This window comes from Mesorhizobium sp. M0030, from assembly GCF_040323695.1.
In the GTDB taxonomy this organism is placed as follows: domain Bacteria; phylum Pseudomonadota; class Alphaproteobacteria; order Rhizobiales; family Rhizobiaceae; genus Mesorhizobium.
This window is the reverse complement of sequence record NZ_JAMYVE010000008.1, coordinates 125,424-150,008: the sequence shown is the minus strand read 5'-3', so window position 1 is coordinate 150,008 and position 24,585 is coordinate 125,424. Positions and strand designations below refer to the sequence as shown.

Annotated in this window: 25 protein-coding genes; 12 read left to right on the top strand and 13 right to left on the bottom strand. The window is 64.2% G+C overall.

Annotated elements, in window-relative coordinates; all coding sequences use genetic code 11:
• Positions 1-6: 6 nt before the first annotated feature.
• Positions 7-1,110: an alcohol dehydrogenase family protein gene (locus NKJ80_RS17765; RefSeq protein WP_352498033.1), complete on the top strand. Its 1,104-nt coding sequence runs from the start codon at positions 7-9 to the stop codon at positions 1,108-1,110.
• Between the two features lie 20 nt (positions 1,111-1,130).
• Here NKJ80_RS17765 and NKJ80_RS17760 read toward each other — a convergent pair whose 3' ends face one another.
• Positions 1,131-1,307: a hypothetical protein gene (locus tag NKJ80_RS17760; protein WP_352498032.1), complete on the bottom strand. Its 177-nt coding sequence runs from the start codon at positions 1,305-1,307 to the stop codon at positions 1,131-1,133.
• A 178-nt stretch (positions 1,308-1,485) separates the two neighbouring features.
• Between NKJ80_RS17760 and NKJ80_RS17755 the strand changes: the two genes are divergently transcribed.
• The 6 genes from NKJ80_RS17755 to NKJ80_RS17730 are packed head-to-tail and all read left to right on the top strand — an operon-like array spanning position 1,486 to position 6,312.
• Entirely contained in the window at positions 1,486-2,157 is a 672-nt protein-coding gene (locus tag NKJ80_RS17755; protein ID WP_023827980.1) for an amino acid ABC transporter permease, read from the top strand.
• Complete coding sequence (locus tag NKJ80_RS17750; protein ID WP_023825949.1) at positions 2,157-2,828, top strand: amino acid ABC transporter permease; 672 nt, start codon at positions 2,157-2,159, stop codon at positions 2,826-2,828. The genes NKJ80_RS17755 and NKJ80_RS17750 overlap by 1 nt, the downstream gene beginning before the upstream one ends.
• A gap of 1 nt (position 2,829) precedes the next feature.
• On the top strand, positions 2,830-3,564 hold the full coding sequence (locus tag NKJ80_RS17745) for an amino acid ABC transporter ATP-binding protein (protein ID WP_023710015.1): 735 nt from the start codon (positions 2,830-2,832) through the stop codon (positions 3,562-3,564).
• 2 nt (positions 3,565-3,566) lie between these two features.
• The gene (locus tag NKJ80_RS17740) at positions 3,567-4,487 is read left to right on the top strand and encodes an isoaspartyl peptidase/L-asparaginase (RefSeq protein ID WP_352460167.1); all 921 of its coding nucleotides are present in this window, start codon (positions 3,567-3,569) and stop codon (positions 4,485-4,487) included.
• Positions 4,488-4,504: 17 nt separating this feature from the next.
• Positions 4,505-5,296: a transporter substrate-binding domain-containing protein gene (locus NKJ80_RS17735; RefSeq protein ID WP_023726283.1), complete on the top strand. Its 792-nt coding sequence runs from the start codon at positions 4,505-4,507 to the stop codon at positions 5,294-5,296.
• Positions 5,293-6,312: a LacI family DNA-binding transcriptional regulator gene (locus tag NKJ80_RS17730; protein ID WP_502902207.1), complete on the top strand. Its 1,020-nt coding sequence runs from the start codon at positions 5,293-5,295 to the stop codon at positions 6,310-6,312. The genes NKJ80_RS17735 and NKJ80_RS17730 overlap by 4 nt, the downstream gene beginning before the upstream one ends.
• Positions 6,313-6,393: 81 nt before the next feature.
• On the opposite strand, the gene NKJ80_RS17725 is transcribed toward NKJ80_RS17730, so the two are convergent.
• Genes NKJ80_RS17725 through NKJ80_RS17700 form a run of 6 tightly spaced genes read right to left on the bottom strand, consistent with a single transcriptional unit; the run spans position 6,394 to position 10,733 of the window.
• Entirely contained in the window at positions 6,394-7,653 is a 1,260-nt protein-coding gene (locus NKJ80_RS17725) for an ABC transporter substrate-binding protein (protein WP_023692246.1), read from the bottom strand.
• Between the two features lie 36 nt (positions 7,654-7,689).
• Complete coding sequence (locus NKJ80_RS17720; protein ID WP_023667860.1) at positions 7,690-8,118, bottom strand: hypothetical protein; 429 nt, start codon at positions 8,116-8,118, stop codon at positions 7,690-7,692.
• Positions 8,115-9,170, bottom strand: coding sequence for an aldo/keto reductase (locus NKJ80_RS17715; protein ID WP_023667859.1), 1,056 nt, complete (start codon positions 9,168-9,170; stop codon positions 8,115-8,117). The genes NKJ80_RS17720 and NKJ80_RS17715 overlap by 4 nt, the downstream gene beginning before the upstream one ends.
• On the bottom strand, positions 9,167-9,520 hold the full coding sequence (locus tag NKJ80_RS17710) for a TIGR04076 family protein (RefSeq protein WP_023667858.1): 354 nt from the start codon (positions 9,518-9,520) through the stop codon (positions 9,167-9,169). The genes NKJ80_RS17715 and NKJ80_RS17710 overlap by 4 nt, the downstream gene beginning before the upstream one ends.
• On the bottom strand, positions 9,521-10,009 hold the full coding sequence (locus tag NKJ80_RS17705; protein WP_023692247.1) for a DUF3830 family protein: 489 nt from the start codon (positions 10,007-10,009) through the stop codon (positions 9,521-9,523).
• Position 10,010: 1 nt separating this feature from the next.
• Entirely contained in the window at positions 10,011-10,733 is a 723-nt protein-coding gene (locus tag NKJ80_RS17700) for a GntR family transcriptional regulator (protein WP_023686960.1), read from the bottom strand.
• Positions 10,734-10,857: 124 nt separating this feature from the next.
• Here NKJ80_RS17700 and NKJ80_RS17695 point away from each other — a divergent pair, with 124 nt between their 5' ends.
• Genes NKJ80_RS17695 through NKJ80_RS17675 form a run of 5 tightly spaced genes read left to right on the top strand, consistent with a single transcriptional unit; the run spans position 10,858 to position 15,581 of the window.
• The gene (locus NKJ80_RS17695; RefSeq protein WP_023692248.1) at positions 10,858-11,658 is read left to right on the top strand and encodes an ABC transporter ATP-binding protein; all 801 of its coding nucleotides are present in this window, start codon (positions 10,858-10,860) and stop codon (positions 11,656-11,658) included.
• The gene (locus tag NKJ80_RS17690; protein ID WP_023692249.1) at positions 11,655-12,404 is read left to right on the top strand and encodes a branched-chain amino acid ABC transporter ATP-binding protein; all 750 of its coding nucleotides are present in this window, start codon (positions 11,655-11,657) and stop codon (positions 12,402-12,404) included. The genes NKJ80_RS17695 and NKJ80_RS17690 overlap by 4 nt, the downstream gene beginning before the upstream one ends.
• On the top strand, positions 12,401-13,309 hold the full coding sequence (locus NKJ80_RS17685) for a branched-chain amino acid ABC transporter permease (protein ID WP_023745643.1): 909 nt from the start codon (positions 12,401-12,403) through the stop codon (positions 13,307-13,309). The genes NKJ80_RS17690 and NKJ80_RS17685 overlap by 4 nt, the downstream gene beginning before the upstream one ends.
• Complete coding sequence (locus NKJ80_RS17680) at positions 13,306-14,289, top strand: branched-chain amino acid ABC transporter permease (protein ID WP_352498091.1); 984 nt, start codon at positions 13,306-13,308, stop codon at positions 14,287-14,289. The genes NKJ80_RS17685 and NKJ80_RS17680 overlap by 4 nt, the downstream gene beginning before the upstream one ends.
• Positions 14,286-15,581: an NAD(P)/FAD-dependent oxidoreductase gene (locus tag NKJ80_RS17675; protein ID WP_352462108.1), complete on the top strand. Its 1,296-nt coding sequence runs from the start codon at positions 14,286-14,288 to the stop codon at positions 15,579-15,581. Before NKJ80_RS17680 ends, NKJ80_RS17675 begins: the two co-directional genes overlap by 4 nt.
• Before the next feature lie 132 nt (positions 15,582-15,713).
• Here the strand turns inward: NKJ80_RS17675 and NKJ80_RS17670 are convergent, their stop codons facing one another.
• From NKJ80_RS17670 to NKJ80_RS17645, 6 genes are all read right to left on the bottom strand, one after another.
• Positions 15,714-18,551, bottom strand: coding sequence for a nitrate reductase (locus NKJ80_RS17670; RefSeq protein ID WP_352498030.1), 2,838 nt, complete (start codon positions 18,549-18,551; stop codon positions 15,714-15,716).
• 3 nt (positions 18,552-18,554) lie between these two features.
• A complete protein-coding gene (gene nirD / locus NKJ80_RS17665; protein ID WP_023686954.1) occupies positions 18,555-18,884 on the bottom strand; it encodes a nitrite reductase small subunit NirD in 330 nt (109 codons plus the stop codon).
• A gap of 5 nt (positions 18,885-18,889) precedes the next feature.
• Positions 18,890-21,337 (bottom strand): nitrite reductase large subunit NirB, encoded by a 2,448-nt coding sequence (gene nirB, locus NKJ80_RS17660; protein WP_352498029.1) that lies wholly within the window; start codon positions 21,335-21,337, stop codon positions 18,890-18,892.
• Positions 21,338-21,341: 4 nt separating this feature from the next.
• Positions 21,342-22,139 carry an ABC transporter ATP-binding protein gene (locus NKJ80_RS17655; protein WP_023667847.1) on the bottom strand — a complete coding sequence of 266 codons (798 nt, stop codon included), beginning with the start codon at positions 22,137-22,139 and terminating at the stop codon, positions 21,342-21,344.
• Positions 22,140-22,149: 10 nt separating this feature from the next.
• The gene (ntrB, locus tag NKJ80_RS17650; RefSeq protein ID WP_023682697.1) at positions 22,150-23,040 is read right to left on the bottom strand and encodes a nitrate ABC transporter permease; all 891 of its coding nucleotides are present in this window, start codon (positions 23,038-23,040) and stop codon (positions 22,150-22,152) included.
• A gap of 91 nt (positions 23,041-23,131) precedes the next feature.
• Positions 23,132-24,460, bottom strand: a complete 1,329-nt coding sequence (locus NKJ80_RS17645) for a CmpA/NrtA family ABC transporter substrate-binding protein (RefSeq protein WP_023745648.1) — start codon at positions 24,458-24,460, stop codon at positions 23,132-23,134.
• Positions 24,461-24,585 lie beyond the last annotated feature (125 nt).

Below are 24,585 nucleotides of genomic sequence, written 5' to 3'. Positions count from 1 at the left end.
TCGACGATGAATGCCATGACCAAGACCCTCCCCGCCACCATGGCCGCCGTGCTGCTCACCGGGCATGGCGGACCGGAAAGGCTCGTCTATCGCGCCGATGTGAAAGTGCCTGTGCCTGCCGCCGGCGAGGTGCTGGTTAAGGTCAGCGCTTGCGGTATGAACAACACCGATGTCTGGGTACGCCAGGGCGCCTATGGCACGGAGGAGGACGCTGCCGCCGTGTCGACGTGGCGGCGGCAAGGCAACACGCTTACCTTCCCGCGCATCCAGGGCACCGACACGGTCGGCACCATCGCTGCCGTCGGCGAAGGCGTTTCCCCGGGCCGTATCGGCGAACGGGTAATGGTCGACTTTTCGATCTACAACCGCGACGACGATTCGCTCGCCGACATCGACTATATGGGCCACGGTCGCGACGGCGGGTACGCCGAGTACCAGACGGTGCCGGGCGAGAATGCGCATGTCGTCGATACTGACATGAGCGACGTCGAACTCGCCACCTTCTGCTGCGCCTACCTCACCGGCGAGCAAATGCTGGAGCGCGCCGGGCTGAAAACCGGCGAACGCGTGCTGGTCACCGGCGCCTCGGGCGGCGTCGGTTCCGGCATCGTGCAGCTGGCGCGGGCGCGCGGCGCCATTCCCTACGCCGTCGTCGGCAAGGGCAAGGAGCAGGCGGTGCGCGACATCGGCGCCGAAGCGGTTATTACCCGTGGGGTTGCCGATCTTCCCGCCGCCGTGAATGAAGCCACTGGCGGCCAGCCGATCGATGTGGTCGCCGATCTCGTCGGCGGCGCGATCTTCAACGACCTCTTGCGCATCCTGAGGCCCGAAGGCCGCTACACCACCGCCGGCGCGATTGCCGGTCCGGTTGTGCAGCTCGATCTCCGGACCATGTATCTGAAGCAGCTGCAACTGCACGGATCGAGCCAGGGGACGCGCGCCGACTTCCGCCGCATCGTTGGATACATCGAAGCGAAGAAAATCCGGCCGCTGGTCGCCGGTGTCTACAAACTGTCCGATTTCCACAAGGCGCAGGCCGACTTCATCGCCAAGGATTTCGTCGGCAAGCTGGTGGTTGTGCCGGACGCCATGTGGAACATCCGCGCATAACGGCTCTCAACGCTCCTACGTCAGAGCGCGTCGTAAACGGCATCAATCAATACCTTGCGGCGTGGATCGACGTCGTCGAAACCCAGCATGCGGTTGGTGACGTAGCCGAATCCGACGCCGGCGCCGGGATCGGCAAAACCGAGGGCGCCGCCCCCAGCCGCCATGGCCGAGGGATTGCGGCGACGCGCGGCTGGCATAGGCGGCGTCCTCGAGCTGAAAGCCGGCGGCGAATTGCCGGCGCTTGAGACATAGCGCGCATGAGGCGAACCGGAATCATCGCAACGAATGCAAGCCACAGGCCGGCAACCAGACCCTGCATCTTGACAGACGAGGCGAAAGCCAAAAGAGTGAAACCGGTTTCACTGGGGACCGCCGGTGCATTTCGATCTGTCCATTCTGCTCCCGCATCTGGGTTTTCTGGCGCGCGGCGCCGAACTTACGGCGGCGGCTTGCGCGCTGTCGCTGGTGGGAAGCGTCGTCATGGGCGCGTTGGTGGCGATCGCACGCACCTCCGCCTCGGCACTGCTTCGACGGATCGCCTTCGTCTACGTCGATCTCTTCCGCAATGTGCCGTTCATCGTCCAGCTGTTCTTCTTCTATTACGGCCTGCCCGAGCTCGGCATTTACATCGACGCCTTCACCACCGGCGTCGTGGCGCTTTCCATTGCCGGCGGCGCCTATGCCTCAGACATCATTCGCGCCGGCATCCTCGCCATCGACCAGGGCATCATCGACGCCGCTGAAGTGAGCGGCCTGTCCAGGCGCAAGATCTTCACCCGCATCGTGCTGCCGATTGCGCTGCGCACCTCCGTGCGACCGCTCGGATCCGTGCTCATCAACATGATCCTTACGTCCTCGATCCTCTCGACCATCACGCTCAACGAGCTCACCGGCTCGGCCCAGATCGTGGTCTCGCAGACCTATCGGCCCTTCGAGGTCTATGTGGTGCTGCTCTGTGCCTATGCGGCCCTGACCTATCTGGTCTCGCTGGGCGTCACCCTGCTCCACCGCCATCTCAATCGGGACATGATGGAGGCGGTCGACTGATGCGGTTCAGCGACTTCACCTCCTACGACCTGATCCTGCTGGCGCAAGGTCTCGGCACCAACATCGCGCTGTTTCTCGTCACCTCTCTGATCGGACTGCTGATTGGCCTGAGCTGGGCGTTGGTGCGGTTCTACCGTGTGCCGGTTCTGGCCCAGGTCGTCACCTTCCTGTCGGAGCTGTTGAAGAACTCGCCGGTGTTGGTGCAGCTGTTCCTGGTGTTCTTCGGCCTGCCGGCGCTGTTGCATATAAGGGTGACGCCGGTCACCGCAGCGACCATCACTCTGTCGGCGAACACCGCGGCATTCGTCTATGTCATCGCGGTCTCGGCGATCGAGTCGATCGAACGCGAGCAGGTCGAGGCCGCGCGTGTCTTCGGCCTGACCCGGTGGCAGGTCCTGCGCCATATCGTTTCGCCCCAGGCTGCCGCCTTCGCGGTCGGCCCGCTCGTCGCGCTGCTGGTCAACCAGCTTCAGGTGACGTCGCTGATTTCTGTCATCGGCGTCGTCGACCTGACCAAGATTGGCCACATCCTCAACATGCGAACCTTGAAGCCGTTCGCGGTCTGGACCGTCGTCGGGCTGCTCTACTATGGCGCGGCAAAGCTGGTCGCCCTGCTTGGCGAGCGTCTTGAAAACCGCCTGCGGGCGCACAGCGCCTGGCGGGGGCTTTAACATGCTCAAGATCGAAAACGTGCACAAAGCGTTCGGCGAGGTCACTGTGCTGGACGGCGTCGACCTGACGATCGCGCCCGGCGAAGTGGTCTCGATCCTCGGGTCGTCGGGGTCCGGCAAGTCGACACTGATCCGTTGCATCAACGGCCTCGAAAAGCTGAAGTCGGGCCGCATCACGGTCGACGATTTCGATGTCAGCAAGCCGAAGGAGCTGGCCGAGGCGCGCAAGCGCTCAGGCACCGTCTTCCAGCTGTTCAACCTCTATCCGCATATGAGCGCGCTTCAGAACATTACGCTCGCCCCGATCGAGGTGCTGAAGATGCCGCGCCCTGAGGCCGAGGCGCTGGCGCGCAAGCTGCTCGAGTCCGTCGGCCTCGCCGATCGGGCCAACGCCTACCCGGCGCAGTTGTCGGGCGGGCAGCGCCAGCGTGTCGGCATCTGCCGGGCGCTCGCCATGCAGCCGCGCTATCTGCTGCTCGATGAAGTGACCAGCGCGCTCGACCCGGAAATGACTTCCGAGGTGCTGGCCATCCTGGCAAAGCTCGCCGCGCAAGGCACGACGATGCTGTTCGTCACCCACGAGATCGAATTCGCGCGCGAGATTTCCAACCGCATCGTCTTCCTCGACAAGGGCAGGCTGGTGGTCGATCTGCCAACGGATCGTTTCTTCGCCGCGGACGGCGGCCGGGCGCAGCCGCGGGTTGCGCAGTTTCTCTCCAGGATGCGCAAGGACTAGGAATGCTGCTGTTAGCCAACAACGAAGCATGGCCGGGATTCGAAACCTCGGTGCAAATGCTGCGCGATGGCGCCGTCAGCCTGGACGCGATGGTTGCCGGCATCGGCATGGTGGAGAAAGAGGTCAAGGTTCGCAGCGTCGGTTATGGCGGCTGGCCGAACATGCTGGGCGAGATGGAGTTCGACGCCGGCGTCATGGACGGCAATACAAGAGAGGTCGGTTCAGTCGGCGCCGTGCCAAGGACCTTGGCGGTCGCTGCCCTGGCGCAGCAGGTAATGAAGCGCCTGCCGCATGTGATGCTGACCGGCGAAGGGGCGCGGCGCTTTGCCAGCGAAATCGGTTTTGCCGAAGACGAAGTCTTGTTCGAGGACAGCAAGCGCGTCTGGTGGGAGCGGCTGCAACAGGAACTCACACCGCAACAGCTGGCGAAATTCCCCGATATCGATCTGGCGCCGCTCAGCCGTACTATCACCGATCCCGAGCGGGTCCGCGACACCACCGTCTTCCTGTCGGCGGATGCGCGGCGCGGCGTCCATGCCGCGAGTTCGACCTCGGGCTGGGCGTGGAAATATCCGGGCCGGCTCGGCGATTCTCCCATTCCCGGCGCAGGCTTTTACGCCGACAGCCGCTATGGCGCGGCGGCGTGCACCCATACCGGCGAGATGACGATGCGCTGCGCCACCGCACGGACCGTCGTGCTGGCCATGAAGCTTGGCCGATCCTTGTCGGATGCGGTCGCGCTGGCGGTCGAGGAACTGGCTGAACTCGACACCGGCTTCCTGGCCGGAGTGGTCATCCACGCCGTCGACGCCGAGCAGAACCACGAGGTGGTGAATTTCAGATGCGAGGGCGAGGTCCGCTACTGGCTCTGGAAGGATTCCATGTCCGCACCCGAATTGCGGGCGGCAAGACGCGTCACTTGAAAATAAGGAGACGAACCATGAAGACCGTACTGCGTGCCTTCGCCGCGCTGGCCATCGTGGCCGGTTCGGCATTTCCAGCCCTTGCCGGCATGATTGACGACATCCGCTCACGCGGCACCATTCGCATTGGCGTATCGCTCGGCGGCGAGCCGATCGGCTTTCGCGATGCACAAAACAACCCTGTCGGCTACGATGTCGATGTCGCGACGCTGCTGGCGCAAAAGCTCGGCGTGCCGGTCGAGTTCGTCGACGTCTCGGGCGATGCGCGTATTTCCATGCTGGTGTCGGGACAGATCGATGTCGCGGTCGCAAACACCTCGGCAACGCTCGAGCGGGCCAAGACCGTCAACTTCACCATCCCCTACAACCGGGCCGGGCTGCGCGTCATCGTCCAGAAGGATGCCGGGATAACCGACCTCAAGGGGCTCGCGGGCAAGAAGGTTGTCGTCGGCCGCGGCACCACGGGCGAAACCTTCCTCAAGGCAGCCGTGCCGGACGCAGAGCTCGTTTATGTCGACCAGTTCGCGCCCGACGGGGTTCTGCAGCTGCAACAGAAGCGCGTCGATGCGGCGATCGAGGATTCCTCGCTGCTCGATTACCTCGCAACCAAGACACCGAGCCTGGTGACGCTGCCTGGCCTCTATTCCAACGATCCGATCGGCATCGCGGTCGCCAAGGGCGATCCCGAATTCGTCCGCTGGCTCGACATGTTCGTGTCCGACTTCATCCAGTCGGGCACCTATGAGACGACCTACAAGAAGTGGTGGGGCCCGGACTCCAACCCGCCGGCGCTCAACCCGCTGTGGTGACACCCACTACCGTTAACCGATCGGCGCACACTCGAGGCGCCGTCGCAACGATCGCCGATGTCGCGCGGCTGGCAGGCGTGTCGCGTGCCGCGGCCAGCCGTGCGCTGTCGAGCGGACCGCGACCGGTCTCGGCGGACAAACGCGAACGTGTCGTGCAGGCCGCCGCGCAGCTCGGCTACAAACCCAATCTCCTGGCGCAAAGCCTGACCACCAAGACCGTCAATCTGGTTGCCGTCGTGGTCAACCACATTCACGACCTTTCAGATCTCGACCTGTTCGACCGGCTGCTCGACGCAATCCAGTCGATCGGCAAGCAGGTCATCCTCATCCGCATCGGCTCGGCGGAAGGGGTCGAGGATTTTCTGCGCAACGGCGTTGCCTATCATGTCGATGCCGCCGTGGTGTTCTCCGACTTTGCCGATGCAGCGACGGTGCGGCGCATGTTTCGCTCGGACCTGGTCATCATGCTGAACGGACTGCATGACGATCTGTCACCCACAATCATTCCCGATGAAGGCGTCGGCATCGTCGAGGCCGTGGCGGATGCGGCGGCCAAGCGCGCGCGCACGGCCAGCCTGCTGACCGGCCGTTCGTCCTCGCGGGTCGAACAGCTGCGCATCGGCCACTACCTCGAAGCGTTCCGGCATCATGGAATTGAACTGCTGCAGACGGTCCAGGGAGACTATTCCTACGAGTCGGGCTATGCGGCAGCCGCCGGCCTGACGGGACGCGGCTGTCCCGATGCGGTCTTTTGTACGTCCGACGCGATGGCCATGGGTGTTCTGGATGTCTGCCGGGTGGATTTCCCCGACAACCGGCCCAGCCGCTTCCGCCTCTATGGCTTCGACAATGTGTCCCTGACCAATTTCGACGCCTACCCGATATCGTCAATCGGCTACGACAAATCAGACTATGTGGGTCATATCGTCGGCGCCCTCTCCAATCCGCAGGTCTTCATGCCCGGCCAGCCGCCTGTCGTTATATTGACCCGGCTGATTTCGCGCTTGACCGCGTAACTAGCGCCGATGTTGGACTGCTTGTCCGGCGCCGATCTCCCAGAGATCGAACGGAGATCGCGCCGGACAATGTACCGGCGCCTACTGCAATTTCGCCTGCAGCGCGTTGACGTCGTCGGTTGTCATTTCACCGTCGGTCGTCACCTTGCCGTCGACGATCTTCCACAGCCGGAACGGACCGGTGATGTCGCCATATTTGTCGAAGCTGACCGGACCGATGACGCCTTCATAGCGGATCGGCTTGCCGTCCTTGATCAGGCCGAGCGCCTTGGCGAACTCGTCCTTGCCGGCATAGATCGGTGTGCCGGCAGGATCGACCGCCTTGTACATGGCATCCTTGATCTTGGCTGGATCCTCGGAGCCGGCAATGGCAATGGCGAGACCGACAATGGCGCCGGCATCATAGGAACGGTCGGCTGCCGGGTTCGACGGTTCGATGCCCGAAAACTCCTTGTAGTTTTTCAGGAAATAGTCGGTGGAGGCCGTCGGGCTGGTGCCGGAAGAGGTGCCATAGGCATCCTTGAGATAGTCGGCGCCGACGGATTCGATGAAGTCCGGGCTGTTCATGCCGTCATTGAGCAGGAATTTCTGCACGCCGCCCTGCGATATCCAGGTGCGGGCGACCGTTGCGCCGTCGACCGGCGTGCTGACGAGGTAGAGTCCGTCCGGCTCGCCTCCCATCGCCGCCGTCACTTCCGAAGCATAGCTCGACTGCTTTTCATTATAGGGCGTGTCGGAGACGATGGTGCCGCCGAGCGCTTTGTAGGCACGCGAGAATTCGGCCACCATGTTGACGCCGAAGTCGTTGTTGACATGGATGATCGACAGTTTCTTGAAGCCCTTGTCGATGGCGTATTTGGCGGCGGCCACGCCTTGCAGCGCATCCGACGTGATGGTGCGGAAGAAGATGCCGTTGGTCTTGCCGTCGCGGCCAAGGGCGGTCAGCGTCGGCGAGGACGAAGCCGGCGACACCTGCACGATCTTGGCCGGCCCGGTGACCGAGGTCAAAATCGGGATCGACACCGAGGAGATGATGCCGCCGATGATCACCGGCACCTTCTTGACCTGTACCAGCTGGGTCGCGGCATCGACCGCGATATTGCCCTGGCTCTGGCTGTCGCGCGTGTCGGTTGCGAGATCGCAGCCGCGTACGCCACCGGCTTCATTGATGTCGCGGAAGGCCATTTCGACGGACTTCGCGCCGGCCTGGCCGTATTCGCCGGCCGGACCGGTGAGCTCCATGACCAGGCCGACGGTGATCTTGCAGTCCGCTGCGTGTGCGGCGCCGGCCATCGTCACGAGAGCCAGTGCTGTGGTGATTTGAAGTATCGTCTTCTTCATTGCCGTTCCCCTTTTCTTGTTTGAACTTTTGCCTGTTCAGCCTTCCGGCGCCTGCAGCCAGGTCTCATGCAGATGCCGCCATTCGACGCCGTTTGGTGCCGATGAACTGGTGGTGAAGACCGCACTGGACTGCCGGCGACTGTGTTTGCCGGCGCGCAGTTGCGCCTCGATGTAGAAGATGACGATCGTGTCCGCGTCCTGCCAACCCGGCCTGATGTCCTCGATCGATATGGCAAAACCGTCGTCGCAAGTGGCGCGGCTTGTCCGGACATGATCTACGACCGCGTCGCGATCGAGGATCTGGCCATTCGGCGCCACCATGGTGAGGCCTTCGCCCATGACAGCCTCGAAGCGGCCGAACTCCACAGCGTCGGCTCGCGCGGCGACAAACCAGTCGACGAAGAAGCGATGCAGGTCGATGATTTCAGCGCTGGCACGCGAAAAAAGGGAAGGCTCTCCGCTCATTTCTTCCCCGCATTGAGGTTGTAATGCATGATCGAGCCGTGGCGGCCATGACGGTCGCGCTCCAGCGCGTAGACATCGCCCGCGAGGCCGGTGCCTTGTGCGATGGCGGCAGCAATCCGCGCGCGATCGTCGGCGTCGAGCGCGACGTCCATGATTTTCGTATTGGCCAGCGCATGTGCCTGGTTGCGCGCACCGACAATGACGGCCGCGACCTGCGGCTGCTCGAGCACCCATGCCGAGGCGATGGTGGCAATGTCGACGCCGTGGCGATCGCCGACCGCTTTCAGCGCCTTGAGCAGGGACTGGAACAGCTCCCAGCCGCCGAAGTCGTCGATGATCAGCTTGTATTTGACCAGCGAGCGGTTTTCGAGCGGCGTGGAGGGCTCGGCCACGCCAAGCCATTTGTCGCTGAGGAAGCCGCCCGCCACCGAGCCGTAGCAGAGGAAGCGGACACCGTTCTTAGCGGCAAGGCCCGCAAGGCTGTTTGCCGGCCGCTGGTCGAGCACTGAATATTGCAGTTGCTGGCTGACCAGCGGGATGCCCGCGGAGAGGATTTCGGCTAGCCTCGGCGTATCGAAATTGGTGGTGCCGAGATTGCGCACCTTGCCTTCCAGCCGAAGCTCGTCGAGCCAACCCATCGCCTCGACGTAACGAGGCTGGTCATAATCCCACCAGTGAAACTGCACGAGGTCGATCCGCTCGGTCTTGAGCCTGCGAAGCGACTGATCGACGATGCCCCTGATGTAGTCGCGGCTGATGCCTGCCAGTCGTTCGAGGTCCGGCACCAGCTTGGTGTGCACCTTCATCCTGGCCGCGACATCGAGACCGCGCTCGCCGGCCAGCCGCAGGCGCGCGGCGCCGATCAGTTCCTCGACGCCGGTGTAGATGTCGGCGCAGTCATAGGTCCAGATGCCGGCATCGAAAGTGGCGATGAGGTCGGTCACCGCCTGGCTGCGGTCGACGGCGCCATGCCCGCCGGCCAGCTGCCAGCCACCGCGGATGACTCGCGAGATCCCATAGCCGGGGCTGAGTTCGATGGTCCTGGCGGTCATCCCTTGTCGGTCTCCTTCGGCAGCGGCACGGCCGTGGTTTCGGCATGGCTGAACCGCCGCTTGGCAAGCCTGACGATGCGGAGCCGGCTGGCGCAATTGGGATCGGGACAGGCGATCTCGGCATCCGAGGTCATCCAGTCATTTGCATGCGTCGGGCGCTGCTTTGCCGCCAGGAGCGGCAACACGGCCGAGATCGAATAGATCGAAAAACCCTGCCCTGCCGGCAGCGAGAGCATTTCGCCCTTGAGTTCGAAATAGTCGCCGGCCCTGGCGCCGCAATAGACCGGCTTGCCCTCGGGGATGACCGCTTCGACGCGCAGATCGAAGAGTTCGAAACTGTCGTCGGCCATTCAGGCCTCCACCAGGCTGAAGGTGATGTCACAGGCGCCGTTGCGGCGGATGACGCCGCAGGCGGCGGCAAACTGATCGCGCTCTCCGGCAAGCACTTGCGCGACCACGCTGCCGGCCAGCCAGCCGATCGGGAACAGCAGCCGCGCCCCCTGCCCGTAGTACAGGCCGATATCGAAGATGGCATTGGGATTGCCGCCCCACACGCGTGGCGGCACATAGGACAGCACGATATCGCCGGGCTGCGGCGTCACCGTTGCATTCTCCGGTGGCAAAGACTGGGCATAGGCCTGGCCGTGGAGATCGGCTGACGGAACCGGGCACGAGATTTCCGGTCCTGTCCACATCGCATGGATGCCTGGGATGATGCGTGGCTGCGCCAGATACGCCAGCAGGAAGGCGGCATTCTCCGGCGCCTTTTCGGGCAATAGCAGCGCCGTCACGGAAAGCTTCGAGCGTGGTTCTGTGATGCCGATGGCGGGCTTGGGCATGTCAGTCCTTCGCCGATTGAAGTTTGTCGCGCAGGAAGGCGAAGGGGCGGCTGATGTCGGCTACCAGCGCCTCGCGCGCCGCTTGCGCATCCTGTTTGGCAAGTGCCGCGACAATTCGACGATGATAGTGGGCGGTATCAACCTCGCCTGCCTCGGAGAAGGCATAGATGGCGACGCGGATGCAGGGACCCGATTGAAGCCAGAGGCTTTCGATCATCGGGATCAGCACAGCCGAGCCGCAGCAGCGGTAGATCTCAAAATGGAAGCTCTGGTTGAGCGTCGCTTCGCGATCGATATCCTTCTTGTGCTTCAGGGCCCGCATCTCGTCCCACTCGCCCAGCATGGCTTCGATCGATGCGATCTGGCGCGGGCTCATGCGCCTGGCGGCAAGCGCTATCGCTTCGCCTTCGATGAGGGAGCGGGCACGCAGGAGGTCGTCGATGCGCTCCAGCGTGATCGGCGGCACGCGCACGGAACGGTTGGGCAGCGCCTCCAGCGCCTTTTCCGTGATCAGCCGGCCGAGCGCTTCGCGTACCGGCATGGTCGAGGTGACCAGCGCATCGGCAAGACCACGGATGGTCAGCACCTGGTTTGGCTCGAAAAGGCCACCGATCAGAGCACGGCGCAACTCGGAATAGACGCGATCCTGCACCGTCTCGCGGCCGACCGGCGTAAGCTGGGCTGCGATCGTCTCGTTGTTCTTTTCGATGGCAGCCTTCTGCATTACCGGCATTTGCCCCGTTTTCGGCTTGCGAATGAAATTAAAGCCGAATAGCGTGATCAAAGCAAGTGTGATCACAAATCAAAAATCAGGAGGCGACAACGATCGTCTTCGGCCAGAGGGTTTGATGAGCGATGCAGCGGAGCGCCAAGGGCAGGAGACCCGTGCGCCAGTTCTGACGGCACGAAACGTCGTCAGGCGTTTTGGCGGCCTTGTCGCCGTCAACGATGTCTCGTTTGATGTCAAAGCGGGCGAAATCCTCGGCCTGATCGGGCCGAATGGCGCCGGCAAGACGACGATGTTCGATCTGTTGGCGGGCAGCATATTGCCAACCAGCGGCGATATCCTGCTCAATGGCACGCGCGTCTCCGGCGAAGCCGCTCATCTGCGTATCGGCCGTGGTCTTGGCCGCACCTTCCAGATCCCGCGCCCCCTGCCCAATCTGACGCTGATCGAAAACATCATGCTGGCGGCGCAGGGCCAAGCCGGCGAAAAATTGCTCGCCAACTTCGTCACGCCGTGGCGAGTGGCGGCACAGGAAAGAGCAGCCAGGGCAAAGGCACTCGAGCTGCTGGATTTGGTCACTCTCACCCATCTCGCGCACGAGCCGGCACGCGTGCTTTCCGGCGGCCAGCGCAAGCTGCTCGAACTCGCCCGCGTCATGATGGCCGATCCGGCGATCATCCTGCTCGACGAACCGGCCGCCGGCGTCAACGCGACGCTGCTCGAGATCATCATCGACCGCATCCGCGACATCAACGCGCACGGCATCACCTTTCTGCTGATCGAGCACAATATCGACATGGTGACGCGGCTCTGCCACCGCGTGCTGGTCATGGCGAGCGGCCAGTTGCTCAGCGAAGGCACGGCAGAGGAAGTCGCCCGCGACCCGCGCGTCATCGAGGCTTATCTCGGGGGCGCCACATGAACGAGACCGTCCTCGACGTGCGCAACCTCGAAGCCGGCTATGAGCTTGGCGTGCCGATCGTGCGCGGCGCCTCGATCACCGTCGGCAAGGGCGAGATCGTCGTCGTGCTCGGTCCCAACGGCGCCGGCAAGTCGAGCTTCATCAAGGCGATCGCCGGCCTTGTCCCGATCACCGGCGGCACCGTATTTCTGGACGGCAAGGACATCACCGCCGCTCCCGCGCACACCATGGTTCGGCTCGGCCTGGCCTTCGTACCGCAGACGGAGAACATCTTCCCGCTGATGTCGGTCGAGGACAATCTGAAGGTCGCCTGCGGCATCCTCGAGCGACGCGAAATCCCTGCCCGCATCGAGGAAATGTATGCGGCCTTCCCCGACCTCGTCCGCCAGCGCCGCACCGCCGCCGGCAATCTGTCGGGCGGACAGCGGCAGATGCTCGCCGTCGCACGTGCGCTGATCGTCCATCCTAAGGTGCTGCTGCTCGACGAGCCGTCGGCCGGCCTGTCGCCGAAATTCGTATCGATGGTGTTCGAGATGCTGGCCGGCATCCGCAGGTCCGGCGTCACCATCCTGCTGGTCGAACAGAACGCCAAGGCAGCGCTGGCCATCGGCGACCGCGCCTATGTGCTGGTCGAAGGCAAGGACCGGCACGAGGGTGTGGCGTCCGAATTGTGGAACGATCCTGTCGTCGCCGAACTCTATCTCGGCCAACGCCCGTCTCACGCCGGCAAGGAAGGCGCGGCATGAGCCTGCAATTTGTCGTCGATGGGTTGCTGACCGGCTCGATGATCGGACTTGGCGCCATCGGCGTGACGCTGACCTATTCGATCCTGCGCTTCTCGAATTTTGCCCATGGCGACTTCATGGCCTGGGGCACCTATGCGACGCTCGCCGTCGTCAGCGCCATCGGCGCGATGTTCGGCAAGGTGGCGCCCATTGGACCGCTGTCTTTCGGCTGGCCGCTGCTGGTTGCGCTGGTTGTCGGCATGACTTTCACCGCCCTGCTGGCGCTGTTGCTCGACAAGGTGCTGTTTTCGCGGCTTCGCTCGCAGGGGCAAGCCATCATCGTGGTGATGGCGAGCTTCGGCGCCTCGATGGCGCTGCGCAGCCTGCTCGAATTCACCTTCAGCTCACGGCCGACCTATTTCAGCCGCGCGATCCAGATCGCCATGCCGGTCGGCTTCGGCATCCGCATCACGCCCGATCAGATCGCGCTTCTGCTGCTGACCGCCGTGCTGGTGCTCGGCGTGCATCTGTTGATGACACGCACGCAGACCGGCCGCTCCATGCAGGCGCTGAGCCAGAATGCAGCGCTGGCCCGCATCGTCGGTATCGATGTTGCCTCCGTTGTGCGCGTCACCTGGATCATCGGCGGGGCGCTGGCCTGTGTGGCCGGCGTGATGATCGGCATTCTGGTGCAGATCCGCCCGTTCATGGGCTTCGACATGCTGCTACCGATGTTCGCCGCCGCCATCCTGGGCGGCATCGGCAGCATACCGGGCGCCGTGCTCGGCGGCCTGATCATTGGCCTTGCCGAAGCCGGTGCGGTGCAGCTGATCGGCGCCGAATGGCGCGCCGCAATCTCCTTCATCATCCTGATGGCGGTGCTGTTCGTGCGGCCGATCGGCCTGTTTGGTGTGAGGGAACGCTGATGGACCTGCTCGGCTACGGCGCCTTCTTCCTGACCACCGCACTGATCTTTTCGCTGGTCACACTGGGGCTCAATCTGCAGTGGGGGCTGACTGGCCTTTTCAATGTCGGTCTTGCCGGTTTCGTCGCCGTCGGCGCCTATACATCGGCGCTGCTCACGACCCCGGACGATGCCGCGCGCTTCGGCGGCTTCGGTCTGCCGATCCTGGCCGGCTGGGCGGGCGCCATGGTCGTCGGCGGTATCGCCGCAGCACTTACCGGCATGGCCACGCTGCGTCTGCGATCCGACTACCTGGCGATCACCACCTTCGGCGTCGCCGTCGTCGTGCAGCTGGTCGCGCTCAACGCGCAGAAACTCACCGGCGGCCCGTTCGGCATCGGTTTCATCCCGCGCCCGTTCGGCGGCCTTGCCGAAACGCCGCTGCTGTTCAACCTGTCGAACCTCGCCGTCGTTTCGGCTGTGACGCTGATCGCCTATCTCGCTCTGGAGCACCTGTCGCGCAGCCCCTGGGGCCGCGTGCTCAAGGCGCTGCGCGAGGACGAGCGAGCGGCGATTTCGCTGGGCAAGAGCGCGCGCTTCTACCGCGTCCAGGCCTTCGCCGTCGGCGGCGCTATCATGGCGCTGGCCGGCGCTTTGCAGGCGCATTTCACCGGCTTCATCGCGCCCGATAACTATCTGCCGATCCTGACCTTCCAGGTCTGGGTGATGCTGATCGTCGGCGGCTCGGGCAGCAATGCCGGCGCCGTTGCCGGCAGCATCCTGGTCTGGGCGATATGGGCGGGGTCGGGCACGCTGACCAGCGTGCTGTTTGCGCCCGAGCAGCAAGCACGCGCGGCCTCGCTGCAGATCGTCGCCATCGGCGTCATGCTGTGCGTCATCCTGCTGATCCGGCCGAACGGATTGTTCGGCGATCGGCCGCGCCGGCCGAAGCCCGGCAAACTGACAAAGGCGGCGGCCAGCGAGAACGAGGCCGGACCATGAATGCCATGATCCGGCAAGACGTACATGGCGTTTCACTCTGGCATGCCGTCAGCCGCAACCGCCGCGACCGGGGCACGCTGCAAGGCGGGCTCGACGTCGATCTCGCAATCGTTGGCGGCGGCTTTTCCGGCCTGTCGACGGCATTGCATGCCGCCGAGAAAGGGCTTTCGGTCGCGGTCCTTGAAGCCGAATTCCTTGCCTGGGGTGCGACCGGCCGGAATGCCGGCTTCGTCGTTCCGAACTTCGCCAAGCGGGATCCAGACGACATCATCGCCGAACTCGGACCCGAGCGCGGCGGGCGCCTGGTTGACTTAGCCGCCGGCAGCGCCGACCTGGTCTTCGGGCTGATCAAGCGGCACGGCATCGAATGCGACGCTGTGCAGAATGGTTGGATCCAGCCGGCGCATTCGTCCGCCGCGCTGGAAAAGACGCGATCGCGCGCCGAGCAATGGGCGGCGCGGGGCAGGCCGACCGTTGCGCTCGATGCCATGGCGGTCACGGAGCTCACCGGCATCGACGGCTATGCCGGCGGCTGGATGGACAGATCTGGCGGCGTCCTCAATCCGGTCGAGTATGCGCGCAGCCTGGCCGATGCCGCCGAAAAAGCCGGCGCGCGGATCTTCGAGCAGACGCGCGTCGCTTCCATTGACCGCGCTGCGGATGGCTGGACCTTGACGACCGCATCCGGCGCCGTGCGTGCGGGCAAGGTGGTGATCGCCACCAACGCCTATGGCGGGGCACTGAACCGGACACTGGCGCGGACCTATATCCCGCTGAAAGTCTTCCAGATCGCCACTGCGCCGCTGTCGCGGGCCATACGCGCGCGCCTGCTGCCCGGCGGCCAGGGCGTTGGCGACACCAGGCGCAACCTGTTCACGTGCCGCTTCGATGGCCAGAACCGGCTGATCAGCGGCGGCATGCATGTCGTCGGAGCCGGCGCTGAGACGCGCATGCCGCAAACGATCTGGCGACGGCTCGCCAGGCATCTCGATTTGCCTGACCTGCCGCCGCTTGCCTACAGCTGGACAGGCGTGGCGGCGGTGGTGCCGGATTTCCTGCCGCGTCTCATCGACCTCGGCCCTGGCCTGATCGCCGGCTTCGCCTGCAACGGTCGCGGCATCGCCATGACCACGGCAATGGGCAAAGTGCTGGCGGACTGGGCGAGCGGAACGGACGCCCGCGATCTGCCGCTCCCCTTCGCGCCGCCAGCGCCGATCCCGCTGCATAAGCTCGTGCGCTATGCACCGAATATGCTGCTCCCCTGGAGCATCCTGCGCGACCGGCTGGATTAGACAGCCAAGCCAGGTGATCCCCCCTGCCGGCGCGCTCATGGCGGCCCGAAAAGGACCGCCACCACCTTCCGCAATCGATGACCATGGTGGCCCAAGAGGATATCGTCAGATCCCCTCCCCAGCCAGCCGCATCTACTCCGCAGCCTGAACCCGATTGGCCTGGATGACCGCCCGGATCTCGGACCGGCAGGAGCCGCAATTTGTGCCCGCCTTCAGGGCGCCGCCTATGGCTTCGATTGTCGTGCACCCGGCCGCCACTGCCGCCACGATCTGGTTGACCCCGACGTTGAAACAGGAGCAGACGGTCGCGCCCGCATCGGGCCGATCGGCGCCGGCGCGACCGGCGACGATCCTGAAGCGTTCGCGCTGGCTGGTGTGAACCTCCTGGAGTTGCTGTGCCGCCCAACCCCGCGAAACCGCCACCGGTCCCGACGCGATAAACAAAGCCCCGGCGAGGTGCTGGTCGTCGAAGGCAGCAATACGATGCTGGCCGGTATCGCGGTCGTGATAAGCGAGCGTATCGGCTACGGGAACATCGAAAAGCGAACCAGCAAAACCAGCCCAGTCGATGTCGTCGTCAGCAAAGGCAAGCTCCACCCGCCAGCCGCCCTTGCATTTGGCCATGGCCCAGTAGTCTGCTGCGACCGCCACCGGCTTGCGGCGCACCACGGCGAAGCCGAAGGCTCTCGCGGCGAACTTCTCGATGCGGGCGCCGACATGTTTCAGCGCAGGCTGACCGGAAACCGGATCGGTCAGAGGCGCGGTCAGCGTGTCGAGCCGGCCTTTTGCCGAAAACTGGTCAGTCCAGTGCATCGGCGCAAACACGCTGCCCTGGCGCTGGCGTGCCGTCACCAGCGCGCGCACCAGCACATCGCCGCGCGGGCTGGAGACGCGCACAATGTCGGCGTCGCCAATGCCGTGATGCGTGGCATCCGCCGGGTGGATCTCGACGAAGGGCTCGGCCATGTGCTGGGAGAGACGTGGGCTTTTCCCAGTGCGGGTCATCGTGTGCCAATGGTCGCGAACACGGCCGGTGTTGAGGATCAGCGGATAGTTCGGGCTGGTGCGTGTCTCGACGATGGGACGAATGGCGATGAAGCGGGCCTTGCGGTCGGGATTGTAGAAATTGCCGTTGGCGAAGAAGCGGGTGCTGGAAGGGTCAAGTCCCGCTTGAACACCCCCCTCTGTCCTGCCGGACATCTCCCCCGCAAGGGGGGAGATTGGCAGCTTTGACGCCGGCATATCTTCTGCATCGTTGATAATTGGCGAAGGCCGAGGCGACGGCTGATCTCCCCCCTTGCGGGGGAGATGGCCGGCAGGCCAGAGGGGGGTGGCTGTGCTCGGCGCCGGCCATTGGAAAGGCTCAAGCGCTGCATAGGCCTCCTTATCAACACCAGCATAAGCGCCAATATCAAAATCCCGTGCGCCGTCATTCTCGAACCCGGACAGCGCGGCGTGTCCGGCGAAGATTTCCGCTGGCGACGAATAGGAAAACGCCTCGTCAAACCCCATCCGCTTGCCCACCTCGGCGACGATCAACCAATCCGGCCGCGCCTCACCGGGCACAGCAAGAAAGCTGCGCTGGCGCGAGATGCGGCGCTCTGAATTGGTCACGGTGCCGTCCTTCTCGCCCCATGCGGCGGCGGGCAGCCGCACATGGGCGTGGCGCATGGTGTCCGTGCTCGCCAGCACATCCGAAACCACGACGAACGGGCAAGCCTTGATCGCCGCCTCGACGGCATCGGCATCCGGCATCGAGTCGACCGGGTTGGTGGCCATGATCCACAATGCCTTGATGCGGCCGGCGGCGATCGCCTGAAACATCTCGACCGCCTTCAGACCGGGCTTTGGGGCGACGGCCGGCGCATTCCAGAAACGCTGCACGCGGTCGCGGTGCTCGGGGTTTTCGATCTCCATATGGGCGGCCAGCATATTGGCCATGCCGCCGACCTCGCGGCCGCCCATGGCGTTGGGCTGGCCGGTCACTGAAAACGGTCCTGCCCCAGGTTTGCCGATGCGGCCGGTGGCGAGATGGCAGTTGATGATGGCGTTGACCTTGTCGGTGCCCGAAGACGACTGGTTCACGCCTTGGCTGTAGACCGTCACTGTCTTTGCGGTGGTGGCAAACAGGCTATAGAAGCGGGCAAGCTCCTCTTCGCTCAAGCCGGTGGCGGCGGCAACGCCGGCAAGATCGAGTTTCGAGGCAGCGAAGAGCGCTTGCCCGAAGCCGGTCGTGTGGGCGGTGATGTAAGCGCGGTCGAGTGCGTTGTGCTGGCCGAGCCAGGCGAGCAGACCAGTGAACAAAGCAACGTCGCCATCCGGCGCGATCGCCAGGTGAATGTCGGCGATATCAGCGGTCATGGTGCGGCGCGGGTCGACCAGCACGACCTTCATCTCCGGTCGTTTTTCCCGGGCCGCCGCGATGCGCTGGAAGAGCACGGGATGGCACCAGGCGAGATTGGAGCCGACCAGCACAATCAGGTCGGCGAGCTCGAGATCCTCGTAGGTGCCGGGCACGGTGTCGGAGCCGAAGGCGCGGCGGTGGCCGGCAACCGAGGAGGCCATGCATAGCCGCGAATTGGTGTCGATGTTGGCCGAGCCGATGAAGCCCTTCATCAGCTTGTTGGCGACATAGTAGTCTTCGGTCAGCAACTGGCCGGAGACATAGAAGGCGACGGAGTCAGGACCGTGCTCGGCGATGGTTTGCGAAAAGGTCGAAGCGACGCGGTCGAGCGCCTCGTCCCAGCCGGTACGGCGACCGTGGATTTCGGGGTAGAGCAGCCTGCCGTCGAGGTCGATGGTTTCGGCCAGGGCCGAGCCCTTGGAGCAGAGCCGGCCGAAGTTCGCTGGATGTTCGGGGTCGCCGCGGACGCGTACTTCACCGCCCGGGGCGACTTTCGCCAGCACGCCGCAACCCACCCCGCAATAGGGGCAGGTGGTCCTCACCTCGCGCGCTTCGCCCAGTTCCATGCTTCAGGCCGCGCGGCTGGCCAGCGCTTTCAGCGCAATGAACAGGAGCTCGCCTTCGATCCGCACAGGAATGGTGCGCACGGCGCCCTCGTCGGCGCCGAGCGCCTTGCCCGTCTCCAGCGAGATGACCCAATTGTGCAAGGGACAGGTGACGGCGGTGCCGTGGACGATGCCTTGGCTCAGCGGCCCACCTCTGTGCGGGCAATGATCGTCGATGGCGTAGACCTGATCGTCCTGCGTCCGGAAGACGGCGATCTTACCCTCGGGTGTGTCGACGCAGCGCGCGCCACGCCGCGGGATGTCGGAGAGTGAGCCGATCGATATCCAGTCCATTTTGATCACTCCGCCGCCTGCGCAAACCCGACAGAAGCCATTGGCCGGAACTCGTGCTTGTCCTTGCCGGAGACGCGTTCCGACCACGGGTCGACCTGGGCGAATTTCTGGCTGAAGACGAAGCGCTCGTAATAGGCCTTGCGCTTTGCACCGTCGTCCATGATCTGGCGCTTGATCTCGGGGATGCCGATGCGCTTGGCCCATTTGTAGATGCGCTCGAGATAGCGGCCCTGCTCGCGATACATCTGCGTCAGCGCGACGATATGCTCCAGCGCCTCGTCCTCGGTCTTGACCAGGCCAAGCACTTCGGTGCCCTTGATGTCGAGGCCGGCGGCGCCGGCGAAATGGATCTCGTAGCCACTGTCGACACAGATCACGCCGACATCCTTGCAGGTCGCCTCGGCGCAGTTGCGCGGACAGCCCGACACCGCCATTTTAACCTTGGCCGGGGTCCACGAGCCCCACATGAATTTCTCGATGCGAATGCCGAGGCCGGTCGAATCCTGCGTGCCGAAGCGGCACCAGTCGGAGCCGACACAGGTCTTCACCGTGCGCAGGCCCTTGGCGTAAGCATGGCCTGAGACGAAGCCGGCCTGGCCGAGATCGGCCCACACCGCCGGCAGATCCTCCTTGCGGATGCCCAGCATGTCGATGCGCTGGCCGCCGGTGACCTTGACCATCGGTATCTCGAACTTGTCGACGACGTCGGCGATGGCGCGCAGTTCGGCGGCGTTGGTGACGCCGCCCCACATGCGCGGCACCACCGAATAGGTGCCGTCCTTCTGGATGTTGGCGTGGACGCGTTCGTTGATGAAGCGCGACTGATAGTCGTCGGCGTAATCGTTCGGCCAGTCGCAGACGAGGTAGTAGTTGAGCGCCGGCCGACATTTTGCGCAGCCGCAGGAGGTCGTCCATTCCAGCTCCTGCATGACGGCGGGAATGGTCTTCAGGCTCTTGGCGATGATCAGCCGGCGCACCTCGTCATGGCCGAGCGTGGTGCAGCCGCACATCGGTTGCACGGCGGCCGGGTTGTATTTGTCGCCGATGGTCAGCACCATCAGCTTCTCGACCAGCCCGGTGCACGAACCGCAGGAAGCCGATGCCTTGGTGTGGGCGCGCACGTCGTCGAGCGAAGCCAGGCCCTTGGCCGTGATCGCGCCGGTGATCTTGCCCTTGCAAACGCCGTTGCAGCCGCAGATTTCCGCATCATCCGGCAAGGCTGCAACGGCCGCCATAGGGTCCAGCGGGGCCCCCTGGTAGGACTGGCCGAAGATGAGCGTGTCGCGCATCTCCGATATGTCGGTCTGCTTCTTCTTGAGATCGTTGAACCAGGCCCCATCCGCCGTCTCGCCATAAAGCACGGTGCCGATGATGCGGTCGTCCTTGAGCACAAGGCGCTTGTAGACGCCGGCGGCGGCATCGCGCAGCACGATCTCCTGGCGGTCCTCGCCTTCGGCGAAGTCGCCAAGCGAGAACAGGTCGATGCCGGTGACCTTGAGCTTGGTCGGCGTGTCCATGTGGACGAAGGCCGCTGCCTCGTTGCCGGCCAACTGGTTCGCGGCAACGCGCGCCATCTCGTAGAGCGGCGCGACCAGCCCGTAGACCTGGCCGTAGACCTCGGCGCATTCGCCGAGCGCGTAGATGTCGGGGTCGTTGCTGCGCATGCCGGCATCGACGACAATACCACGATTGACGGCTATGCCGGCCTCCCTGGCCAGCGCCGCATTCGGCCGGATGCCGACCGCCATCACCACCAGCGTTGCCGGGATAATAGTGCCGTCGGCAAGCTCCACCTGCCCGACCTTGCCGTTGCCGGTGATCGCCTGGGTGTTGGCCTTGGTGATGACCTTGATGCCGCGCTGTTCCACCGCGCGCTGCAGGAGATAGCCGGCGGCTGGATCGAGCTGACGCTCCATCAATGTCGGCATGACATGCAGCACGGTGACGTCCATGCCTTGGGCGTTCAAACCTGCTGCCGCCTCCAGCCCGAGCAGGCCGCCGCCGATGACCACGGCCTTGGCGCGCGACTGGGCGGCAAGCATCATGGCCTGAACATCGTCGAGGTCGCGATAGGTCAGCACCCCCGGCAGATCATGGCCGGGCACCGGAATGATAAAGGGCACCGATCCGGTGGCGATGACGAGCTTGTCGTAAGGCTCGGTGACGCCGTGATCGGAGGTGACTGTCTTGGCCGCCCGGTCGATGGCGACGATCTTGTGACCTTTGTAGAGGGTGATGTTGTTGGCGATGTACCAGCCGTCGCCGTGGATGATGATTTCCTCATAGGCCTTTTCGCCGGAGAGAACCGGCGACAGCATGATGCGGTCGTAGTTCACCCGCGGCTCGGCGTTGAAAATGGTCACGGTGTAGCGGCCCGGCGCCTGTTCGAGCAGATGCTCCAGCATGCGCCCGGGGGCCATGCCGTTGCCGATGATGACGAGTTTTTCGGTCATGGCGTTACTCCGCGGCTTCGACGAAGCGGTGGCGTTCATAGAGGAACTTCAGCACCGCTTCGCGGCAGCGCAGGAAGGTGCGGTCGGAAGAGAGTTCGACGCGTCGACGCGGCCGCAGCAGCGGCACCGCAAGCACCTCGCCGATTGTCGCCGCCGGACCGTTGGTCATCATGACGATGCGGTCGGACAACAGCACCGCCTCGTCGACATCGTGGGTGATCATGATCGTCGTCGAGCCGAGCCTGGAATGGATGTCCATAACCGCATCCTGCAGATGGGCGCGCGTCAGCGCGTCGAGTGCCCCGAACGGCTCGTCGAGCAACAGGATCTTCGGCTCCATGGCAAGCGCCCGGGCAATGCCGACGCGCTGCTTCATGCCGCCCGATATTTCGGCCGGCCGCTTGTCCTTGGCATGGGCCATCTGCACGAGATCGAGATTGCGCATGATCCAGTCATGTCGCTCGGTCCTGCTCTTGGAACGGCCAAAGACTTTCGACACCGCCAGGCTGATGTTTTCGTAGACGGTGAGCCATGGCAGCAGGCTGTGGTTCTGGAACACCACGGCGCGCTCGGGTCCGGGGCTGTCGACCTCCTTGTTTTCAAGCAGCACGGCGCCGGCGGAAACCTTGGTCAGCCCGGCGATCAGATTGAGCAAGGTCGACTTGCCACAGCCGGAATGGCCGATGATGGAGACGAATTCGCCCTTGTCGATGGTCAGCCTGATGTCCTTGAGCACCTCGCTGACCTGACCGCCGCGGGCAAAGGATTTGTCGATATGGTCGAGCTTCAGATAGGCCGTCATCGCCCTCTCCTCACTTTGCCGTTGTGCCGCGGGTGACGAAAGCGCCGACCGCAGCGACCAGGCGGTCGAGGCAGAAGCCGGTGACGCCGATATAGGCGAGCGCGACGATGATGTCGGGCAGCCGCGACGAGTTCCAGGCGTCCCAGATGAAGAAGCCGATGCCGACGCCGCCGGTCAGCATTTCGGCGGCGACGATGGCGAGCCAGGACAGGCCGATGCCGATTCTGAGGCCGGTGAAGATGTAGGGTGCGGCGGCCGGAACCATGATCTTGACGAAGAATTCGAACTGGTTGAGCCGCAAGATGCGCGAGACGTTGCGGTAGTCTTCCGGAATGTTTCGCACGCCGACGGCGGTGTTGATGATGATCGGCCAGATCGAGGTGATGAAGATAACGAACAGCGCCGACGGGCTGGAATCGCGGAAAGCAGCCAGCGACAGCGGCAACCAGGCCAGCGGCGGCACGGTGCGCAGTATCTGGAACACCGGATCGAGGCCACGCATGGCCCAGATCGACTGGCCGACCAGGGCGCCGAGCGCGACGCCGACGATCGCCGCCAGGCCGAAGCCGATGGCGACGCGCTGCAGAGAGATCAGCACCCGCCACGCAAGGCCGATATCCTGCGGGCCGTTGTTGAAGAACGGATGCGCGATCAGGTCATAGGCCTCGTTCCACACCTGGCTGGGCGGCGGTAGGCTGGCGGTCGGCGACGAGCAGGCGATCTGCCACACGACCAGCATGAAGGCGATAACGATGACCGGCGGCACCAGGGCGGTGGCCAGCCTGCCGGCGATCGCGATCGGGTCGAAGCGGCGCCGCGCTTTGGCGGTGAAAGCGATGACCGCGGCAGGCTTGGCGGGGAACGCCTTCACCGTGGTTTCCTCAATGGCTTGGATGGACATGTCTGGGTATAACTCCGGGGTCGTGCGGGCGACAACGGCGAAGCGCCGTTGCGCTGGGGCGACAAACGGCGGAACGCGCCGTTTGCGCTGGTCAAGCCGATGCCTTGATCTTCAGGCTGTCGAGATAGGCCGACGGGTTGGCCGGGTCGAAAATCTTGCCGTCGAAGAAGGTCTCGACGCCGCGCGACGACGAGGCCGGAATATCGGCTGCGGCAACGCCGAGATCCTTCGCCGCCTCGCGCCAGATATCCTCGCGATTGACCTGATCGACCAGCGTCTTGATGTCGGTGGTCGGCGCGAATTTTCCCCAACGGATGTTTTCGGCGAGGAACCAGCTGTCGTGGCTCTTGTAGGGATAGGAGACGCCACCCTTCCAGAATTTCATGTAGAGGTCAGTGCCGGTGGCCACGCGGCCGTTGCCGTAGTTGATGTCGCCCTTGAGGCGGCCGATAATGTCGGCGACAGGCACGTTCATCCATTGCCGCTTGCCGATGATGGCGGCCATCTCGTCCTTGTTCTCCGTGGCCTCGCACCATTGCTGGGCCTCCATGACGGCCATCACGATCGCCTTGGTGGCGTTCGGGTATTTGTCGATGAATTCGGCGCGGAGGCCGAGCGCCTTTTCGGGATGACCCTTCCACAGTTCGCCGGTGGTGGCGGCGGTGAAACCAACGCCTTGGTGGACGAGCTGTTCGTTCCACGGTTCGCCAACGCAGAACACGTCCATGTTGCCGACTTTCATGTTGGCGACCATCTGCGGCGGCGGCACGACAATGGTCGAGACGTCCTTGTCGGGATCGATGCCGCCGGCGGCCAGCCAGTAACGGAGCCACAAATCATGGGTGCCGCCCGGGAACGTCATGGCGGCCTTGATTTCCTTGCCGGCCGCCTTCTTGGCGGCGAAGGCGTCCTTCAGCTTGGAGGCGTCGAGGCCGACACCGGTGCCGGCGTATTCCTGCGCAACCGAAATGCCCTGGCAGTCGTAGTTGAGCCGCGCCACGATAGCCATCGGCATCGGCTGGTTGTTCTGCGTCACCTTGCCGGTGTGCATGAGATAGGGCAGCGGCGTCAGGATGTGAGCGCCGTCGATGCCGTTGGCTGCGCCGCCGAGCATCAGATTGTCGCGCGTCGCGCCCCAGGAGGCCTGCTTGAGCACCTCGACGTCGGGCATGCCGAACTTGGCGAACAGCCCCTTCTCCTTGGCGATCATCAGCGGCGCCGCGTCGGTCAGCGCGATGAAGCCGAGCTTGGCGCCGGTGACCTCCGGAGCGGTCGTGGCGGCATAGGCGCCCGAGGGGAAGAGCTTGCGGGCCGCCACGAACAGGCCGGCCGTCATGGCGCTGCTGACAAGAAAATCGCGGCGCGTCACATCCTTGAGCGATGTTCCCGTCCCGATCCATTTCCCTATTTTTTCTTTCATCGTGATCTCCGGTTGAACGCGAGGGCTTCGTCGAGTGGCCAAAACAAAAAAGCCGCCGTCCAGGCCTCGCGCGTCCGTACATCCGGGATCGCGTCGTTGACCTGAGCGGCAGCTTTGCCTGTGGC